The organism is Mycobacterium bohemicum DSM 44277, from assembly GCF_001053185.1.
GTDB classification, from domain to species: Bacteria; Actinomycetota; Actinomycetes; order Mycobacteriales; family Mycobacteriaceae; genus Mycobacterium; species Mycobacterium bohemicum.
In genome coordinates, this window is record NZ_CSTD01000003.1 from 1 (window position 1) to 17652 (window position 17652).

The window sequence follows — 17652 nt, forward strand, 5'->3', positions numbered from 1 at the left end:
ACGGCGCCGCAGGTGGGAGCCGCGCGCGAGCGCGCCCGGCAGGCGGCCGCTGCCCTGAATATGCGAGACTCACGCGGGTGAGCTACGCGGGAGACATCACGCCGCAGCAGGCGTGGAAGCTGCTCAACGACAACCCCGACGCCGTGCTGGTCGACGTCCGCACCGACGCCGAGTGGCGATTCGTCGGCGTGCCCGACCTGTCCGGCCTGGGCCGCGAGCCGGTGTTCATCGAGTGGAACACCTCCGACGGGCGGCCCAACGAGCGCTTCGCCGACGAGCTGCGCGAGCGGCTGCCGGCCGCGCAGGCCGAGCGGCCGGTGATTTTCCTGTGCCGCTCGGGGCAACGCTCGATCGGCGCCGCGAACGCCGCGACGCAGATCGGCATCACGCCCGCCTACAACGTCCTCGACGGCTTCGAAGGCCACCTCGACGCCCAGGGGCACCGTGGCCAAAGCGGCTGGCGGGCAATGGGTTTGCCCTGGAGACAGGGATGATGCGGGGATGACCGACCGATCGGTGCGCACGCCTCGGGCGTTGCCGGACGGCGTCGGCCAGGCCACCCTCGGCGTGCGCGGAGGCCTGTTGCGGTCGGAATTCGACGAGACCGCCGAGGCGATGTTTTTGACCTCGGGCTACGTGTATGACTCGGCGGCCACCGCGGAGCGCTCCTTCACCGGCGAACTGGACCGCTACGTGTACTCGCGGTACGGCAACCCGACCGTCACGATGTTCGAGGAGCGGCTGCGCCTCATCGAGGGGGCGCCGGCGGCGTTCGCCACCGCGAGCGGCATGGCGGCGGTGTTCACCTCGCTGGGCGCGCTGCTGGCCGCCGGCGACCGGTTGGTGGCCGCGCGCAGCCTGTTCGGGTCGTGCTTCGTGGTGTGCAACGAGATCCTGCCCCGCTGGGGCGTCGAGACCGTCTTCGTCGACGGCGACGACCTCGCGCAGTGGGAGGAGGCGCTGTCAAAACCCACCCAGGCGGTGTTCTTCGAGACGCCGTCGAACCCGATGCAGTCGCTGGTGGACATCGCCGCGGTGACCGAACTCGCCCACGCGGCGGGCGCAAAGGTGGTGCTGGACAACGTGTTCGCCACCCCGCTACTGCAGCAGGGCTTTCCGCTCGGGGTCGACGTGGTGGTGTACTCGGGCACCAAGCACATCGACGGCCAGGGCCGGGTGCTGGGGGGCGCCATCCTCGGCGACAAGGAGTACATCGACGGCCCGGTGCAGAAGCTGATGCGGCACACCGGGCCGGCCATGAGCGCGTTCAACGCCTGGGTGTTGCTCAAAGGCCTTGAAACGCTGGCGATCCGGGTCGAGCATTGCAACTCCTCGGCGCACCGGATCGCCGAATTCCTGGAGTCGCACCCGGCGGTCGGCTGGGTGCGCTACCCCTTCCTGCCGTCACACCCGCAGCATGACCTGGCCAAGCGCCAGATGTCCGGCGGCGGAACGGTGATTACGTTCGCGCTCGACTGCCCCGAAAGTGCGGCCAAGCAACGGGCTTTCGAGGTCCTGGACAAGATGCGGCTGATCGACATCTCGAACAATCTGGGTGACGCGAAATCCCTTGTCACGCATCCGGCTACGACCACTCACCGGGCGATGGGCCCGGAGGGACGCGCCGCGATCGGCCTCGGTGACGGCGTGGTACGCATCTCCGTCGGGCTGGAAGCCACCGACGACCTGATCGCCGATATCGATCAGGCCCTGGGCTGACCGCAAGCCGGGCTACTGGCCCGGGTGCTGTTGGCCGTACTGGATACCCTGGTTGACCTGGTCGATCGCCTGCTGCACCAGGTTGATCGCCTGCTCCCGATGGCCACCCTTGTCGGATTCGGCCTGCTGTAATTCGCCCAGGCCCTGTTGCAGATTGTTTCTCGCGTTGAACATGTGCTCCTGGTACGCGTAGGCGGTACCGGCACCGGCCAGACCGAAGGTGGTGGCCGTCACGACTCCGGCAATGGCCAGGCGAACTTTGGAAATGTGCATCGCAGTCCCTTCCCCCAGGTATGAAACCGACTTTGAGCCGGAACACTAGCAACCTGACCTGTGGCCTCGCCGACGGCCGGGCGAACCCGGCGTTTCATCCCGGGAAGCGGCGCGCTAACCCGCCGCCCGCCGTTCGGCCTCCTCGACGCTCTCGGCGGCCGCGAGCGTCCCCTGTTCGGCTTGCTGCTCAACCCATTTGACCACCGGGCGGGCGTACATCATCTGGCTGGTGATGGCCATCTGTCCGCGGGTGCGTCCCAGGAAGGAGATTCCCCAGGCGAACATGGCGGCGACGCGATTGCGGTGACCGATCAGGTAGTACAGGTGCAGCAGCAGCCACGCCAGCCACGCGATGAAGCCGCCGAACTCCAGCTTGCCGACCTTCGCCACGGCGCTGTACCGCGAGATCAGGGCCATGCTGCCCTTGTCGAAGTACTTGAACGGCTTGCGGTTGGCCGGGTCGTCGTGGCCATGCACCGCCTGCTTGATGATTCCGGTGGCATAGCGCGCGCCCTGGATCGCACCCTGCGCCATTCCGGGCACGCCGGGGACGGACATCAAGTCGCCGACGACGAATACGTAGGGGTGGCCCTTGATCGTCAGGTCGGGCTCGACGATCACCCGCCCGGCGCGGTCGGTCTCGGTCCCGTCGGACTGCTCGGCGATCATCTTGCCGAGCGGGCTGGCCGCGACCCCGGCCGCCCACACCTTGCACGCGCATTCGATGCGGCGTTCGGTGCCGTCGGCGTCCTTGACCGTGATGCCCATGTAGTCGACCGCGGTCACCATCGCGTTGAGCTGGATCTCGACGTCCATCTTCTCCAGCCGCCGCTGCGCCTTGAGGCCCAGGTTCTGCCCCATCGGCGGGAGCACGGCGGGCGCGGCGTCGAGCAGGATCACCCGGCATTCGCTGGGGGTGATGGTGCGAAACGCCCCCGCCAAGGTGCGCTCGGCCAGCTGGACGATCTCGCCGGCCAGCTCGACGCCCGTCGGCCCGGCACCCACCACCACGAACGTGAGCCGGCGATGCCGCTCCGCGGGATCGGTGGCCACCTCGGCCGCCTCGAACGCGCCGAGGATGCGGCCCCGCAGCTCCAGGGCGTCGTCGATGCTCTTCATCCCGGGCGCGTAGATGGCGTAGTGGTCGTGGCCGAAGTACGACTGCTGGGCGCCGGCGGCCACGATGAGGCTGTCGTACGGTGTCACCGTCTGCATGCCCATCAGGTGCGAGGTGACCGTCTTCGCCGTCAGGTCGATCTCGCTGACCTCACCCCACAACACCCGGACGTTCTTCTGCTTGCGCAGGATCAGCCGGGTGGTCGGGGCGATGTCGCCTTCCGACAGGATCCCGGTCGCCACCTGATACAGCAGGGGCTGGAACAGATGGGTGGTCGTCTTCGAGATGAGCGTGACGTCCACGTCCGCGCGCTTGAGCGACTTGGCCGCGTTGAGCCCACCGAACCCGCTTCCGATGATGACCACGCGATGGCGCGACATATTTGTCCCCTTCTAGTCTCGCAATTTCCGCGGCGCCCCTACACCGTACGACTGCCCGTCGTGCCAACGGCACCTGCCGGTGAAAATCGGTCCGCCGTGCTCCCGCGTCCCCACTTGTCGGCGAACGAAACGTGCTGGGCGGCAGTGCGTTCCGACCACGTCCGGCGCCGGCGGAATAGGACGTGCATTGTCCGGCGACAACACCGCGCCCGCCGAGTAGAGTAACCGCCACCCCCACTGCGGCAGGAGGGTGACCGGCCAGAAGGGCCGCGGGATGGCGATCGCGGGCATCGTGATCGGCTTTCTCCTGATCGCCGTCGGCATCGCGCTGTACGCCCTCGAGTTCGTGATCAAGCATGCGCCCAGCACCGATTCGAACGCGTCGGCGATCCTGATCGGGCTTGGCGCACAGTCGTTGTCGCCGGGTACGGGCCTCTAGAACGGCCAGGAAGCCGCGTCGGTCTTGTACTTGCCGTTGAGCGCGCTGCAGAAGTCGTCGGCGGTGCCGGCGATCAGGATGTAGTAGGCCTCGCCGCCGCCGCGACTGGTGAAGGAGTTGGGAGTGGTCCAGCCGCTGTTGCACATCGCCGTGTCCGAGCCCGCGCTGGGCCTGCGCCAGTTGGTCTTGGCGCAGGTGGCCAGGGCGTCGATGTTCGGCGTGGCGCTTTTGGCGGCGACGAGCATGGCCCCGCCCCACTGCCCGTCGTTGCGCCGGTAGGCGCGCGCCCCGAAGCCGGCGTTGTTGGTCTGGCAGGCCAGCGCCCGCTTGAGCAGCCCGAAGGGGGCCGCGAGCTGCGGGCTGGCGACGCCCGCGGCGGCGTTGATGAACTGCGCCGCATCCGAGCCGTCCACCTCTTGCACGTTCGGGTTGCCGAGGCCGGTCAGCTGCTGGGCGATTCCGGCGTTGTTGCCGCCACCGATGATCGGTCCGCCCCCGCCGGTGGTCATCGGGGGCAGCGTGACCGGGTCGGCGCCGGCCACCGGCACCGCCGACTCCTGCGCCATGGACAGGCCGCACGCGGCGACCAGCACACCGAGAAGATGGGCCACAGATCGCATCAGAAACCTCCCAGCAGGTATGCATACCCGGCGGGCGGGACGCCGGCAACCGACGGCCCCCGCGCGCATCAGCGGAATGCGTCGCTGCCGGTGAACGCCTGGCCGAGCACCAGCTGGTGCATCTCGGGGGTGCCCTCGTAGGTCAGCACCGACTCCAGGTTCACCATGTGCCGGATCACCGGGTATTCGAGCGATATCCCGTTGCCGCCCAAGATGGTTCGCGCGGTTCGGCAGATCTTGATCGCCTCCCTGGTGTTGTTGAGTTTGCCGAAGCTGACCTGTTCGGGCCGCAGCCCGACGCTGTCCTTGAGGCGGCCCAGGTGCAGCGAAAGGAGCTGACCCTTGTGCAGTTCGACCGCCATGTCGACCAGCTTGGCCTGGGTCAGCTGGAATCCGGCGATCGGGCGGCCGAATTGGGTGCGCTGCGTGGAGTAGTCGAGCGCGGCCTGCCAGGCCGACCGGGCCGCCCCCATCGATCCCCAGATGATTCCGTAGCGCGCCTCGGACAGACACGACAGCGGGCCGCGCAGGCCCCTCGCCTCGGGCAGCATCGCGTCGTCGGGCACCCGGACGTCGTCGAGCACCAGCTCACTGGTGATCGACGCCCGCAGCGACAGCTTGTGGTGGATGGTGTTGGCGCTGAATCCCGCCGTCGCCGTGGGGACGACGAACCCGCGGACGCCGTCCTCGGTGGCGGCCCAGACGATCGCCACGTCGGCCACCGACCCGTTGGTGATCCACAGCTTGCGGCCGTTGAGCACCCAGTCCGACCCGTCGCGCCGCGCCCGGGTCGTCATCGACGCGGGATCGGACCCGGCGTCGGGTTCGGTGAGCCCGAAGCAGCCCAGCAGCTCGCCGGCGGCCATGCCCGGCAGCCATTGCCGCTTCTGCTCCTCCGAGCCGAAATTCCAGATGGCGAACATCGCCAGCGAGCCCTGCACCGAGACCATCGACCGGATGCCGGAGTCGGCGGCCTCCAGCTCGGTGCAGGCCAGGCCGTAGTGCACGGCCGACGCCCCGCCGCACCCGTAGCCGTGCAGGTGCATGCCCAGCAGCCCCAGTTCGCCGAACTGCTTGGCGAGCTGGCGAACCGGCAGGTCGCCGATCTCGAACCACTCGGCGACATAGGGGGTGACGTGCTCGGCGCAGAACCTTCTGACGGTGTCGCGCACCGCAAGCTCGTCGTCGGACAGCGACGCGTCGATGCCCAGGGGATCGTCTCGGTCGAAGGCGGGAGGCGCTTGGGTGCTCATGGGATCAGCCTGCCACGAGCGGTAGGCTCGCTGGATGCGACGGCCGCTGTGGCTAGCCATGGACGTGGTGGCGGTGCTCGTGTTCTGCGCCGTCGGGCGCCGCAGCCATGACGAGGGGATCAGCGTCTCCGGCGTCGCGACGACGGCCTGGCCCTTCCTGTCCGGCACCGTCGTCGGGTGGCTGGCGTCGCGCGCTTGGCGGCGACCCACCGCCGTCGCGCCGACCGGGGCGGTGGTCTGGCTGTGCACGGTGGTGGTCGGCATGCTGCTGCGCAAGGCGACGGCCGCCGGGGTGGCGGCCAGCTTCGTGGCCGTGGCGGCGTCGGTGACCGCGGTGTTGTTGCTCGGATGGCGTGTGGTGGTCGCGGCGAGCCTGCGCCGCTTCGAATCCTGATGTCATCGACGGTTGACACCAGGTGGGACGCGGCCACGTTCGGCGCGGTGGCGCGGGCGGTCGCCTCCGGAAAGGGCCGGATGGACGACCCGTTCGCCGAGCCGTTGGTGCGCGCCGCGGGCGAGAAGCGCTTCGTCGGTCTCATCAACGACGAGCGGTTCGCGGCCGACGAGGGCGCCAACCCGGTCACCGGCGGGCTCGTCGACATCGTCGCGGCGCACACGACATTCGTGGACGGTTTTCTGGCCGACGCCGGCCGGGCGGGCGTTCGGCAGGTGGTGATCCTCGGTGCGGGCCTGGATGCGCGGGCGTACCGGTTGTGGTGGCCGCGGGGTTCGACCGTCTACGAGCTGGACAGGCCCGAGGTGCTGGACTTCAAGGCCGGGGTGCTGCGGGGGCTCGGCGCCACGCTGACGGTCAGTCGCTGCGCCATCGGGGTGGACCTTCGCCGGGACTGGCCGGCGGCGCTGCTCCGGTCCGGTTTCGACCGGGCGGCACCCACGGCGTGGGTGGCCGAGCAACTGCTGGTCGGCCATCTGCCGGCGGATGCGCAGCACCGACTGCTGACCGGGGTGACGCGGCTCAGCGCCGCGGGCAGCCGGTTCGCCGCCGACCACATGCCCGGCCTGGCGCCCGGGCATCCGGACGCCGACAGCGTGCCCGGGCAGCTGCGCGGCCAGCGGTGGGAGGTGGTCGAGCGGAACGTCGTCGACCTGCTCACCGTGATGGGGCTGCGCGAGCTGTGGGGCGGCGGCTCCGACGACGCGGCGCTCGTTCCCCGGTACGTCACCGCCGCGATGCGCTGATTTCGGCTTATCCCGCCGCGGCCGGGGTATTTAAGGTAATTAACAGTTAATTAACTTACCGATCTGCCCGGTGTTCGAACTTCTTGCGGCGTAACGTCGTGACGAAGTCGTAACACAACACGGCCACGGATGAGGGGTGTGGATATGAGCGCTAAACGTTCGTCTGACCCGGAATCCGCAGGCGGGTTGAGGTCGCGATGACGACCACGATGCTGAGGCCCGAGTCGCCGCGCGTGACGGGGCGTCACCGCCGGCGCCGCGACCCGTTCGCCGCGTTGGCCAGGATCGCCCTGGCCTCGCCGCGACGGGTGATCGCGGTCGCGGTCTTGGTGATGGCCGCCGCGGCGGTGTTCGGCATGCCGGCCGCGACCAGCCTGTCCGGCGGCGGAATGGTCGACCCGTCATCGGAATCCGCCCGCGCGTCGGCGTTGCTGGCCGAAAAGTTCCACCGGGGCGAAATGACGATGCTGCTCTTGGTGAGCTCGGACCGCGGCGTCGCCGACGGGGACGCGAAGGCCGTGGGCACCGACATCGTCGGTCAGCTTGCCCGGTCACCGTTCGTCACGCAGGTCTCCTCACCCTGGGACGCACCCACGCCGCCCCCGGGTACCGTCAGCGCCGACGGCAAGTCCGCGCTGATCGTGGCCGCGCTCAACGGCGACGAGAACAGCGCGCCCAAGCACGCCCAGGCGCTGGCCGACCGGCTGGCGCGTGACCGCGACGGGGTCACCGTCCGCGCCGGCGGTCCGGCGGTGCTGTACGCGCAGATCAGCCATCACACCCAAAACGATTTGCTGCGAATGGAATCCATCGCGGTCCCGGTGAGCTTCGTCGCGCTGGTCTGGGTCTTCGGTGGCCTGCTGGCGGCCGCGGTGCCCATGGCCGTCGCGGGATTCGCGATCGTCGGGTCGCTCGCGGTGCTGCGTGGGCTGTCGATGGTCACCGACGTGTCAATCTTCGCCTTGAACGTGGCGGCCGCGCTCGGCATGGCGCTGGCCATCGACTACACGCTGCTGATCATCAGCCGCTATCGCGACGAACTTGCCGAGGGCCGGGCCCGCGACGACGCCCTCGTGCGCAGCATGGCGACGGCCGGTCGCACCGTGCTGTTCTCGGCGATGACCGTGGCCCTGGCCATGGTCCCGATGGTGCTGTTCCCGGTGTACTTCCTGAAATCGTTCGCCTATGCCGGCATCGCGGTGGTCGCCCTGTCCGCCTTGGCGGCGGTGGTGGTGGCGCCGGCGGTGATCGTGCTGCTGGGCAACCGAATCGACTCGCTCGACGTCAGGCAGGCGTGCCGGCGCCTGTTCCGCCGGCCCGAGCCGGCGGCGCGACCGGTCGCCCGCGATTTCTGGTACCGGATCGCCAGAGTCGCCATGGGGCACGCGATTCCGGTCGGCCTGGCGATCGTGACCCTGCTGCTTGTGCTGGGGGCCCCGTTCCTGCACATCCGATGGGGCAATCCCGACGAGCGGGTGCTCTCGACGTCGGCGACGGCCCGAACGGTGAGCGACGTGGTCCGCACCGGCTTCAGCACGGACGCGGAGACCGCGGTCACGGTCGTCATCCCCGAGATCGAGGAGCCGGCCAAGCCGGAACTCGACGCGTACGCCGCGCAGCTGTCCCGGGTCGCCGACGTCTCGGCGGTGTCATCGCCGACCGGAACGTTCGTCGCCGGTGAGCGCAGGGGACCGCCCTCGGCGCCCGCCGGATTGGCCGACGGCAGTGCGTATTTGACCGTCAGCACCACCGTCCCGCTGTATTCGCGCGCCTCCGAGGCGCAATTGGACCGCCTGCACGCGGTCGTGCCGCCGGGCGGGCAGGCGGTGCAGATGACCGGGAACGCGCAGAGCAACCGCGACTCCGTCAACGCGATCACCTCCCGGTTGCCCATGGTCTTCGGGTTCATCGCGGTTGTCACGCTGGTTCTGCTGTTCCTGCTGACCGGCAGCGTGGTGTTGCCGATCAAAGCGGTTGTGCTCAACGTCCTTTCGCTCACCGCCGCCTTCGGTGCGCTGGTCTGGATTTTCCAGGACGGGCATTTGGGGGCGCTCGGCACCACACCGAGTGGCACCCTGGTCGCCACCATCCCGGCGATGATGTTCTGCATCGCGTTCGGGTTGTCCATGGACTACGAGGTGTTCCTGATCTCCCGCATCCGCGAATACTGGCTGCGCTCGGGCCGGACACGCGCCGACAACGACGAGAGCGTCGCATTGGGTCTGGCGCACACCGGCCGCGTCATCACCGCGGCGGCGTTGTTGATGTCCATCTCTTTCGCCGCGCTGGTGACCGCCGACGTCTCGTTCATGCGGATGTTCGGCGTCGGTCTGACGCTCGCGGTGTTGGTGGACGCGACGTTGGTGCGGATGCTGCTGGTTCCCGCCTTCATGCATCTGTGCGGGGGCCTGAACTGGTGGGCGCCCGCGCCGCTGCTGCGGCTGCGGCGGCGGGTGGTCGCCGACGGCTGAACGCCGCGGGCGTTAAATCGTTACGTGACTTCCGATCAGCTTCGGTTCGTGCCGGCGACCCATGCCGATCCGCTCGCGCAGCCCCTGCTCGCCGAGCTGGCGCTCGAATACGCGCAGCGGTATGGCGGCACGCCCGAGCGGCACCTGACCTGGCTTCCCGTACCGGAGGCGGAGCTGGCGCCGCCGGACGGCGGGCTGCTGATCGGCGTCATCGCCAACGCCCCGGTCACCGGGGGAGCGTTTCGGCGCTACGACGCCGACACCGCCGAACTCAAGCGGATCTGGACCGACCGGGCGCACCGCCGCCGCGGTTATGCCAGGGCCCTGCTGGCCGCGCTGGAGGCCGAGACCGCCGCGCGGGGATACCGCCGGTTGTATCTGATCACGGGCAGCCGGCAGCCCGAGGCCGAGGCGCTGTACGACGCGACGGGGTACACCCGGGTGACCGCCGACCCGATACCCGATTGGGGGCCGTTCGTTCCGATCGCTTTCGAGAAGTGGCTGACGCCGCGGGCGTAGCGACCGCGCGGGCGCGAGTCATCCGCCGTTGGCCAGCGCGAGGGCCGCTTGCGTCGCCTCGCGGATGGGTCCCCGCCACACATCGCCGTGACCGGGCAGCAGCACCTCGGTGTCCACCAGGCTGAGGGCGTTCAGGCTGTGCAGGCACTCCGATTGGCTCTTGCTGAAGATCGCGGGCAGCAGCTGCGGCCCGCTGCGGCGCAGCAGCGGGTGGCCGGTGATCAGCGCGTCGCCACTGACCAGCACCCCGTCCACCACGTACGAGCAGTGCCCGCCCGTGTGGCCGGGGGTGGACACCGGCCTTGGCCGGCCCGGCAGGGTGGCGGCCACGTCGGCGGTCAGCGGCCGCGCCGACGGGATTCCGTCGCGCAGCAGGCCACCGCTGCGCACCACGTGGACGCCCCACACCGCCCACCGGGGACGCCAAATGCGAAGCGCCACATCGAGAATCGATACCTGCTCCAGGTACTCCCGCTTGGCGTGGCCCACTTCGTCGGCGTGGCAGTACACGGCCGTGCCGTGCTCGCGGGCGAACCAGATCGCCGAGCCGAGGTGGTCGATGTGCGCGTGCGTCAACAGGATGGCGCGCACGTCACCGGCGTCGTATCCCAATCCGCGCAGCGAGGCCAGCACGTCCTCGCGGTCGCCGGGGTAGCCCGCGTCGATCAACATGACGCCCGCCTGGTCGGCGACCAGTGTCCAGTTGACCGCGTGGCCGATGACGTGGTGCACGGTGTCGGTGACCTGAACAAGAGTTGGCGCGGGTCCCATGCCCGCGAGTGTAGGAGCGAGCGGGGGAGCGACCGCAAGCGCGGCGTTGCCGGGCGCGGCGGGTCGCGACCATCGGTGGGGGAGTAGAAAGAACTGGTGGCTGAACTGAAACTCGGATACAAGGCGTCCGCCGAACAATTCGCGCCCCGTGAGCTCGTCGAACTGGCGGTCGCCGCCGAGGGTCACGGGATGGACAGTGCGACCGTCAGCGACCACTTCCAGCCGTGGCGGCACGAGGGCGGACACGCCCCGTTCTCCCTGGCCTGGATGACCGCCGTCGGCGAGCGCACCAAGCGCGTCCAACTGGGCACCTCGGTGCTCACCCCGACCTTCCGCTACAACCCCGCCGTCATCGCCCAGGCCTTCGCCACCATGGCGTGCCTGTACCCGAACCGCGTGTTCCTCGGCGTGGGCACCGGCGAGGCGCTGAACGAGATCGCGACCGGCTACCAGGGCGAGTGGCCGGAGTTCAAGGAGCGGTTCGCCCGGTTGCGCGAGTCGGTGCGCCTGATGCGGGAGCTCTGGCGCGGCGACCGCGTCGACTTCGACGGCGAGTACTACCGCCTCAAGGGCGCCTCGATCTACGACGTCCCCGAGGGCGGCGTCCCCATCTACGTGGCCGCGGGCGGCCCGGCGGTGGCCAAGTACGCCGGCCGGGCCGGCGACGGCTTCATCTGCACCTCCGGCAAGGGCGAGGAGCTCTACGCCGAAAAGCTGATCCCCGCCGTCAAAGAGGGCGCCGCGGCGGCCGACCGCAACGTGGACGACATCGACAAGATGATCGAGATCAAGATCTCCTACGACCCGGACCCCGAACTGGCACTGGAGAACACCCGGTTCTGGGCTCCGCTGTCGTTGACCGCCGAGCAGAAGCACAGCATCGACGACCCGATCGAGATGGAGAAGGCCGCCGACGCGCTGCCGATCGAGCAGGTCGCCAAGCGCTGGATCGTGGCGTCGGACCCCGACGAGGCGGTCGAGAAGGTCGGTCAGTACGTCGGCTGGGGCCTCAACCACCTGGTGTTCCACGCACCCGGCCACGACCAGCGGCGGTTCCTGGACCTTTTCGAGAAGGACCTGGCGCCCAGGCTGCGGCGGCTGGGCTGAGAGGCGGGCGAATGACCGCCGCCGTGTCCGGCTCAGCGACGGCCATTTACATCGCCGCTCCCGAACCCGAGACCGGGAAGTCGACGATCGCGCTCGGCCTGCTGCACCGGCTGCGGGCGACCGTCGCCCGGGTGGGGGTGTTCCGGCCCATCACGCGGCTCGGTGAGGACCGCGACTACATCCTGGAGCTGCTTCTGGAGCAGACCACCGCGGGCCTTTCCTACGAGCAGTGCGTCGGCGTGACCTACCGGCAGCTGCACGCCGACATCGACGCCGCCATCGGCAGCATCGTGGACTCCTACCACGCGGTCGCCGAAGTCTGCGACGCGGTGGTGATCGTCGGCAGCGACTACACCGACGTCACCAGGCCCGCCGAACTTTCGGTCAACGCGCGGATCGCGGTCAACCTCGGTGTGCCGGTGCTGCTGGCGGTCAGCGCCAAGGGCCGCACCGCCGACGAGGTCGCAAGTGTCGTCCAGGTCTGCCTGTCGGAGCTTTCCGCCCAGCGCGCCCACACCGCCGCCGTGGTCGCCAGCCGCTGCCAGCCGGCCGAACTCGCGGCGGTCCGCGGAAGTTTGGCCGCGCTGGGCTCATTCGCCCAGCGCAGCTACGTGCTGCCCGAGGAGCCGCTGCTGTCGGCGCCGACAGTGGCCGAGCTGGAGAGGGCGGTCGACGGCGTGGCGGTCAGCGGCGAGGCGTCGCTGCGGGAGCGCGAAGTGATGGGGGTCCTGGTCGCGGGCATGACCGCCGATCACGTGCTGGAGCGGCTCGAGGACGGCATGGCCGTCATCACCCCCGGTGACCGCTCCGACGTGGTGCTCGCCGTCGCCAGCGCCCACGCGGCCAACGGCTTTCCCTCGCTGTCCTGCCTCATCCTCAACGGCGGATTCACGCTGCACCCGTCGATCGCGGCGCTGGTCGCCGGCCTGCGCCTGCGGCTGCCCATCATTTCCACCGATCTGGGCACCTACGAGGCGGCCAGCGCGGCCGCCTCGGCGCACGGGCGCGTGACGGCGACCTCGCAGCGCAAGATCGACACCGCGCTGGGGTTGATGGACAGATACGTCGACATCACCGATCTCATTGCCCAGCTTGCCATTCCGATCCCCACCGTCACCACGCCGCAGATGTTCACCTACCGGCTGCAGTTGCGGGCCCGCGCCGACCGCAGACACATCGTCCTGCCCGAAGGCGACGACGACCGCATCCTGAAGTCCGCCGGCCGCCTGCTGGCGCGCGGTGTCGCCGACCTGACCATCCTGGGGGAGGAGTCGCAGATCCGCTTGCGCTCCGGCGAACTGGGTGTGGACCTCGACGGCGCGACCGTGATCGACCCGCTCAGGAGCGAGCTGCGCGACAAATTCGCCGACCAGTACGCCGAACTGCGCAAGGGCAAGGGGATCGCTATCGAACACGCCCGCGAGATCATGTGCGACGCAACCTACTTCGGCACGATGCTGGTGCACAACGGCATGGTCGACGGCATGGTGTCGGGTGCCGCGCACACCACGGCCCACACGGTCCGCCCGGCGTTCGAGATCATCAAGACCGCCCCCGACGTCTCGACGGTGTCCAGCATTTTCTTCATGTGCCTGCCGGACCGCGTGCTGGTCTACGGCGACTGCGCGATCGTCCCCGATCCGACCCCGGAACAGCTGGCCGACATCGCGATCAGCTCCGCGCACACCGCGGCGCAATTCGGCGTCGAGCCGCGCGTGGCGCTGCTGTCCTACTCCACCGGCGATTCCGGGACGGGCGCCGACGTCGACAAGGTCAGGACGGCAACGGATTTGGTTCGCAGCCGCGAGCCGCAGCTGCCCGTCGAGGGCCCCATCCAGTACGACGCCGCCATCGAACCGTCGGTGGCGGCCACCAAGCTGGGTGACTCGCCGGTGGCCGGCCGCGCCACCGTGCTCATCTTCCCCGACCTCAACACCGGCAACAACACGTACAAGGCGGTGCAGCGCAGCGCCGGCGCGATCGCCATCGGCCCGGTGCTGCAGGGGCTGCGCAAGCCGGTGAACGACCTGTCCCGCGGTGCGTTGGTCGAGGACATCGTCAACACCGTCGCCATCACCGCGATCCAGGCGCAGGCGCATGGCCGATAATCCGCTCGTCCTGGTCATCAACTCCGGCTCGTCGTCGCTGAAATATCAACTGATCGAACCCGATTCCGACACCGAGCGGGCGGGCGGGGCCATCCAGCAGATCGGCGAGCCGTCCTCGCGGGTCGCCGACCACGAAGAGGCGCTGCGCCTGGCGTTCGAGCAGCTGGCCGAGACCGGCATCGACCTGAACTCCTGCGGCCTGTGGGCGGTCGGTCACCGGGTGGTGCACGGGGGAAAGGACTTCTATCGCCCGACGCTGCTCGACGACGCCCGGATCGCCGAGCTGGAGAAATTGTCAGCACTTGCGCCCCTGCACAATCCGCCCGCAGTGCAGGGAATCAAGGTGGCGCGCAAGCTGCTGCCGGACGTCGCGCACATCGCCGTGTTCGACACGGCCTTCTTCCACAACCTCCCGGCGGCGGCCGCGACGTACGCGATCAACCGGGAGCTGGCCGAGCGATGGAAGATACGCCGATACGGATTTCACGGCACCTCCCACCGCTACGTGAGTGAGCAGGCCGCAGCCTTCCTGGGCAGGCCCCAGGAAGGGCTCCGCCAGATCGTGTTACACCTCGGCAACGGCTCGTCGGCGTCGGCGATCGCCGACGGGCGGCCGGTCGACACCTCGATGGGCCTGACGCCGCTGGAGGGGCTGGTGATGGGCACCCGCAGCGGCGACATCGACCCCGGCGTCATCAGCTACCTGTGGCGGGCCGCGAACATGAGCGTGGACGCGATCGAGTCGATGCTCAACCACCAGTCGGGCGTCTGGGGGTTGGCCGGCGAGCGCGACTTTCGCAAGCTGCACGCGATGATCGAATCCGGCGACGTGGCAGCGAAGCTCGCCTACGACGTGTTCATCCACCGGCTGCGCAAATACATCGGCGCCTACCTGGCCGTGCTGGAACGAACCGACGTCATCACCTTCACCGCCGGCATCGGGGAAAACGATCCGGTGACACGCCACGACGCCCTGGCCGGCCTGGAACGGCTGGGCATCGTGCTGGACGAGCGGCGCAACCTCGACGACGCGAGCGGGGCCCGGCTCATCTCCACCGACGACTCGCCGATAGCCGTGCTGGTCATCCCGACGAACGAGGAACTGGCCATCGCCCGCGACTGCGTTGAGGTGCTGGCGGGGTCATAGGAAGCCCAGCGCGGTGCGCCCGGAACCGACCGACGGCGTCGGGTCGGTCCCGATCGTGTGAGTCAGCAGCTCATAGTAGATATCGCGGAAGTCGGTGGTGTGCTTGAGGTCTCCGTTGTCCAGGTCGGTCAGGCTGGGCTCTTCGCCGTAGAAGCCGCCCTTGACCGGTGCCCCGGCGACGAAGACCGGGCCGGCGGTGCCGTGATCGGTGCCCTGCGAGGCGTTGGCGCGCACGCGACGGCCGAACTCCGAGTACGCCATCACAACGACGTTGCGCCCGTACGGGTCCGCGGCCATCTCGCGCAAGAACGGGCTCACCGCCGCGTCGAGCGTCTGCAGCTGGCGCTGCTGCGTTGCTCGTTCGCTGGCGTGGGTGTCGAAGCCGCCCAGCTGGACGGTGTACACCCGCGCCGGGACGCGGGCCTTGATCGCGTTGCCCACGACGCCCAGCTGGGCGGCGAGCGGATTATGCTCCCCCGCAGCCGATTTGACGGAGGCGAAAGCCTTGTCGGCTACCCGCGCGGCGCGGTAGGACTTACAGACCGCGGCCATGGCGGGTGTGTCGTCCGGGCTGTCTGCGCCCAGCCGTTCCATTGCCGCGTCGAGGCGGTCGGCCCCGCCGGTAGGTGCGTTGCCGATGTAAAGTGCCGCAGCGGTGTGCTTTTCGCCCACCGCGAGCGCCGGCAGTACCGGCCCCACATTGACCGCGCGCAGCGGGTCGTCTCCGGTGGCGTCGAGCCAGCGGCCGATCCAGCCGGTCGGCACGGGTTCGTCCGGCGACGCCGTCTGCCAGATGTCCATGGACCGGAAGTGGCTGTGATCGGGCCGCGGGTAGCCGACCCCGCGCACGATGGCCAGGTGGCGTTGGTTCCACAGGTCGGCCAGCCCCCGCAGGGCGGGATTGAGACCCAGCTCCCCATCGAGGTGGATGACATCGCCCGCGGCGTACGCGAGCTCCGGTCGGGAGTCGTGGTAGGCGTTGTCCGCGTACGGGATCAGGGTGTTGATCCCGTCGTTGCCGCCCTCGAGCGTGACGAGCACCAGGACGCCGGCGCCCTCGGGCAGCGGATTGTCCTTCGCGGCGCGCGTGAGGTCGTGCCAGTTGACCGCCACCGTGGCGGAGAGCAGGCCGGCCGCGCCGGCGCCCGCGCTGGCGAGTAGGAAGCGGCGGCGGTTGAGCTCTGGCATGGTGATCTCGCTACGACGTCAGGTATTCAGGGGTGTTGACCGCGACCGCTACCAGCTGCGGGGGCCTGCCCACCACGGGCTCCAGCGCGGCGGCGCTGCGGTCCGACCAGGCGCCGACGCCGATGAGGTAGCCGACCGCGTCGACGCGGTCATCGGGGGAGGTGTCCTCGAGGGCGGACAGGTCGCCGAGTTGTGCCAGGCGGGTCGCGGCCCGCAGCCGCGCCCCGGCGCTGGCCGTCGACAGCCACACCGCCCCGCGGGGCCAGCCCCCGACGGTCGGCGGGTAGAACGGGCGCTGCCCCAACGCCCGCAGCGTCTCCTCGGCGATCTTGCGCGGGCCGGGCTGATCCAGCGGCACCCGGATCGCCCGGATGACGCCGACGAGCCATTCGATCGGGGTGTTGACCACCGCGGCCCGGTCGCGCAGGAACTCCTCGTCGGTCAGGATCGCCCGGGTCAGCGCCCGCAGGTCGCGTCCCGGCCCGTACGCGGAGACCAGCCTGTCGAGCGCCGGTTCTGACGGCGGATCGTCGGACGCCAGCTGCCGCCACAGGCGTGTCGCCACGTACTCCGGCGACTTCGGCTGGGCGAGCACGGCGTCGCAGAAACCGGCGGCGTCGAAGTTCCCGGTCCGCCCGAACAGCGTCTTTGCCCCCGCGTCATGGCGTCTGGGGAGCATCCAGGTCCGTCCGTCGGGTTCGATCACCCAGCCCGTCAACGCCCGCGCGCCCGCGCGCACGTCGTCCTCGGTGTAGCCGTTGCCATGGCCGAGCGCGAACAGCTCCATGAACTCCCGGGCCAGGTTTTCGTTGGGGGCGCCGGCGTGGTTGCTCGGCCCGTCCAGCCAGCGCAGCATCGCGGCGTCGGTCAGCATGGCGTAAGCCAGCGTGCGGAAGTCCCCCAGCGCGTGGGCGCGCAGCGTGCGATTCTGCGCGGCCATGTACGCCGCCGCCCTGACCTTGAGCGCCGAGGTCGCGAAGTGGTTGTGCCACAGCAGTGTCAGCTTCTCGTGGACCGGCTGCCGCACGGCGACCATGCGGCGCAGCCACCAGTCGGAAAGCTGGTCCTGTTGCTCGATCACCTGTCGGTTGATTTGCTCGAGCACCGCCTGCGTGGCCCCCTTGCCGGCCTCTCGCGGCGGCGGCAACACGGAGGGCATGGGGGTCGCTGCCGCTCCCGGGTCAGCCGCGGGGTCGGCGCCCAGTATGGCGTCGACATAGCCGCCCCAGTTTCGGGTGACGACCGCGTCGACCTCCGGTCCGGTGACCCCGAAACCGGCCCTGCGCATCATGCGGGCGGTGGCGATCCACGCGGCGGACTGCCCAGGCATGTCCCAACTG

General features: G+C 69.7%; 17 protein-coding genes. 10 read left to right on the top strand and 7 right to left on the bottom strand.

What is annotated here, in order from left to right:
- Positions 1–77 precede the first annotated feature (77 nt).
- Both BN971_RS14450 and BN971_RS14455 read left to right on the top strand, forming a co-directional pair.
- Positions 78–494, top strand: a complete 417-nt coding sequence (locus BN971_RS14450) for a rhodanese-like domain-containing protein (RefSeq protein ID WP_085179458.1) — start codon at positions 78–80, stop codon at positions 492–494.
- Between the two features lie 7 nt (positions 495–501).
- Complete coding sequence (locus tag BN971_RS14455) at positions 502–1719, top strand: O-succinylhomoserine sulfhydrylase (RefSeq protein ID WP_085179457.1); 1218 nt, start codon at positions 502–504, stop codon at positions 1717–1719.
- A 12-nt stretch (positions 1720–1731) separates the two neighbouring features.
- Here the strand turns inward: BN971_RS14455 and BN971_RS14460 are convergent, their stop codons facing one another.
- Both BN971_RS14460 and BN971_RS14465 read right to left on the bottom strand, forming a co-directional pair.
- Positions 1732–1992, bottom strand: coding sequence for a hypothetical protein (locus tag BN971_RS14460; RefSeq protein ID WP_085179456.1), 261 nt, complete (start codon positions 1990–1992; stop codon positions 1732–1734).
- A gap of 114 nt (positions 1993–2106) precedes the next feature.
- Positions 2107–3489 (bottom strand): NAD(P)/FAD-dependent oxidoreductase, encoded by a 1383-nt coding sequence (locus tag BN971_RS14465; protein WP_085179455.1) that lies wholly within the window; start codon positions 3487–3489, stop codon positions 2107–2109.
- Between the two features lie 274 nt (positions 3490–3763).
- Between BN971_RS14465 and BN971_RS25085 the strand changes: the two genes are divergently transcribed.
- Positions 3764–3928, top strand: coding sequence for a hypothetical protein (locus BN971_RS25085; protein WP_169718545.1), 165 nt, complete (start codon positions 3764–3766; stop codon positions 3926–3928).
- Here BN971_RS25085 and BN971_RS14470 read toward each other — a convergent pair.
- Positions 3925–4494 (bottom strand): hypothetical protein, encoded by a 570-nt coding sequence (locus tag BN971_RS14470; protein ID WP_085179510.1) that lies wholly within the window; start codon positions 4492–4494, stop codon positions 3925–3927. The two genes, BN971_RS25085 and BN971_RS14470, sit on opposite strands and share 4 nt — an antisense overlap.
- A gap of 122 nt (positions 4495–4616) precedes the next feature.
- Positions 4617–5801, bottom strand: coding sequence for an acyl-CoA dehydrogenase (locus tag BN971_RS14475; protein ID WP_085179453.1), 1185 nt, complete (start codon positions 5799–5801; stop codon positions 4617–4619).
- Between the two features lie 34 nt (positions 5802–5835).
- Between BN971_RS14475 and BN971_RS14480 the strand changes: the two genes are divergently transcribed.
- The 4 genes from BN971_RS14480 (at position 5836) to BN971_RS14495 (ending at position 9991) form a co-directional block, all read left to right on the top strand.
- Positions 5836–6195: a DUF3054 domain-containing protein gene (locus BN971_RS14480; protein WP_170322167.1), complete on the top strand. Its 360-nt coding sequence runs from the start codon at positions 5836–5838 to the stop codon at positions 6193–6195.
- Positions 6195–7001 (top strand): class I SAM-dependent methyltransferase, encoded by an 807-nt coding sequence (locus BN971_RS14485; RefSeq protein WP_085179451.1) that lies wholly within the window; start codon positions 6195–6197, stop codon positions 6999–7001. Before BN971_RS14480 ends, BN971_RS14485 begins: the two co-directional genes overlap by 1 nt.
- 197 nt (positions 7002–7198) lie before the next feature.
- A complete protein-coding gene (locus BN971_RS14490) occupies positions 7199–9472 on the top strand; it encodes an MMPL family transporter (protein ID WP_245836512.1) in 2274 nt (757 codons plus the stop codon).
- A 24-nt stretch (positions 9473–9496) separates the two neighbouring features.
- A complete protein-coding gene (locus BN971_RS14495) occupies positions 9497–9991 on the top strand; it encodes a GNAT family N-acetyltransferase (protein ID WP_085179450.1) in 495 nt (164 codons plus the stop codon).
- An 18-nt stretch (positions 9992–10009) separates the two neighbouring features.
- Here BN971_RS14495 and BN971_RS14500 read toward each other — a convergent pair whose 3' ends face one another.
- Positions 10010–10762, bottom strand: a complete 753-nt coding sequence (locus BN971_RS14500) for an MBL fold metallo-hydrolase (RefSeq protein WP_085179449.1) — start codon at positions 10760–10762, stop codon at positions 10010–10012.
- A 96-nt stretch (positions 10763–10858) separates the two neighbouring features.
- On the opposite strand from BN971_RS14500, the gene fgd reads away from it, so the two are divergent.
- The 3 genes from fgd to BN971_RS14515 are packed head-to-tail and all read left to right on the top strand — an operon-like array spanning position 10859 to position 15124.
- Positions 10859–11869 carry a glucose-6-phosphate dehydrogenase (coenzyme-F420) gene (fgd, locus tag BN971_RS14505; protein WP_085179448.1) on the top strand — a complete coding sequence of 337 codons (1011 nt, stop codon included), beginning with the start codon at positions 10859–10861 and terminating at the stop codon, positions 11867–11869.
- 11 nt (positions 11870–11880) lie between these two features.
- Entirely contained in the window at positions 11881–13977 is a 2097-nt protein-coding gene (gene pta, locus BN971_RS14510) for a phosphate acetyltransferase (protein ID WP_085179447.1), read from the top strand.
- On the top strand, positions 13967–15124 hold the full coding sequence (locus tag BN971_RS14515; protein WP_085179446.1) for an acetate kinase: 1158 nt from the start codon (positions 13967–13969) through the stop codon (positions 15122–15124). Before pta ends, BN971_RS14515 begins: the two co-directional genes overlap by 11 nt.
- Here BN971_RS14515 and BN971_RS14520 read toward each other — a convergent pair.
- Together BN971_RS14520 and BN971_RS14525 are read right to left on the bottom strand one after the other, a co-directional pair.
- Entirely contained in the window at positions 15119–16312 is a 1194-nt protein-coding gene (locus BN971_RS14520; RefSeq protein WP_085179445.1) for a DUF1501 domain-containing protein, read from the bottom strand. The two genes, BN971_RS14515 and BN971_RS14520, sit on opposite strands and share 6 nt — an antisense overlap.
- A gap of 10 nt (positions 16313–16322) precedes the next feature.
- Positions 16323–17642, bottom strand: coding sequence for a DUF1800 domain-containing protein (locus tag BN971_RS14525; protein WP_085179444.1), 1320 nt, complete (start codon positions 17640–17642; stop codon positions 16323–16325).
- Positions 17643–17652: the final 10 nt, after the last annotated feature.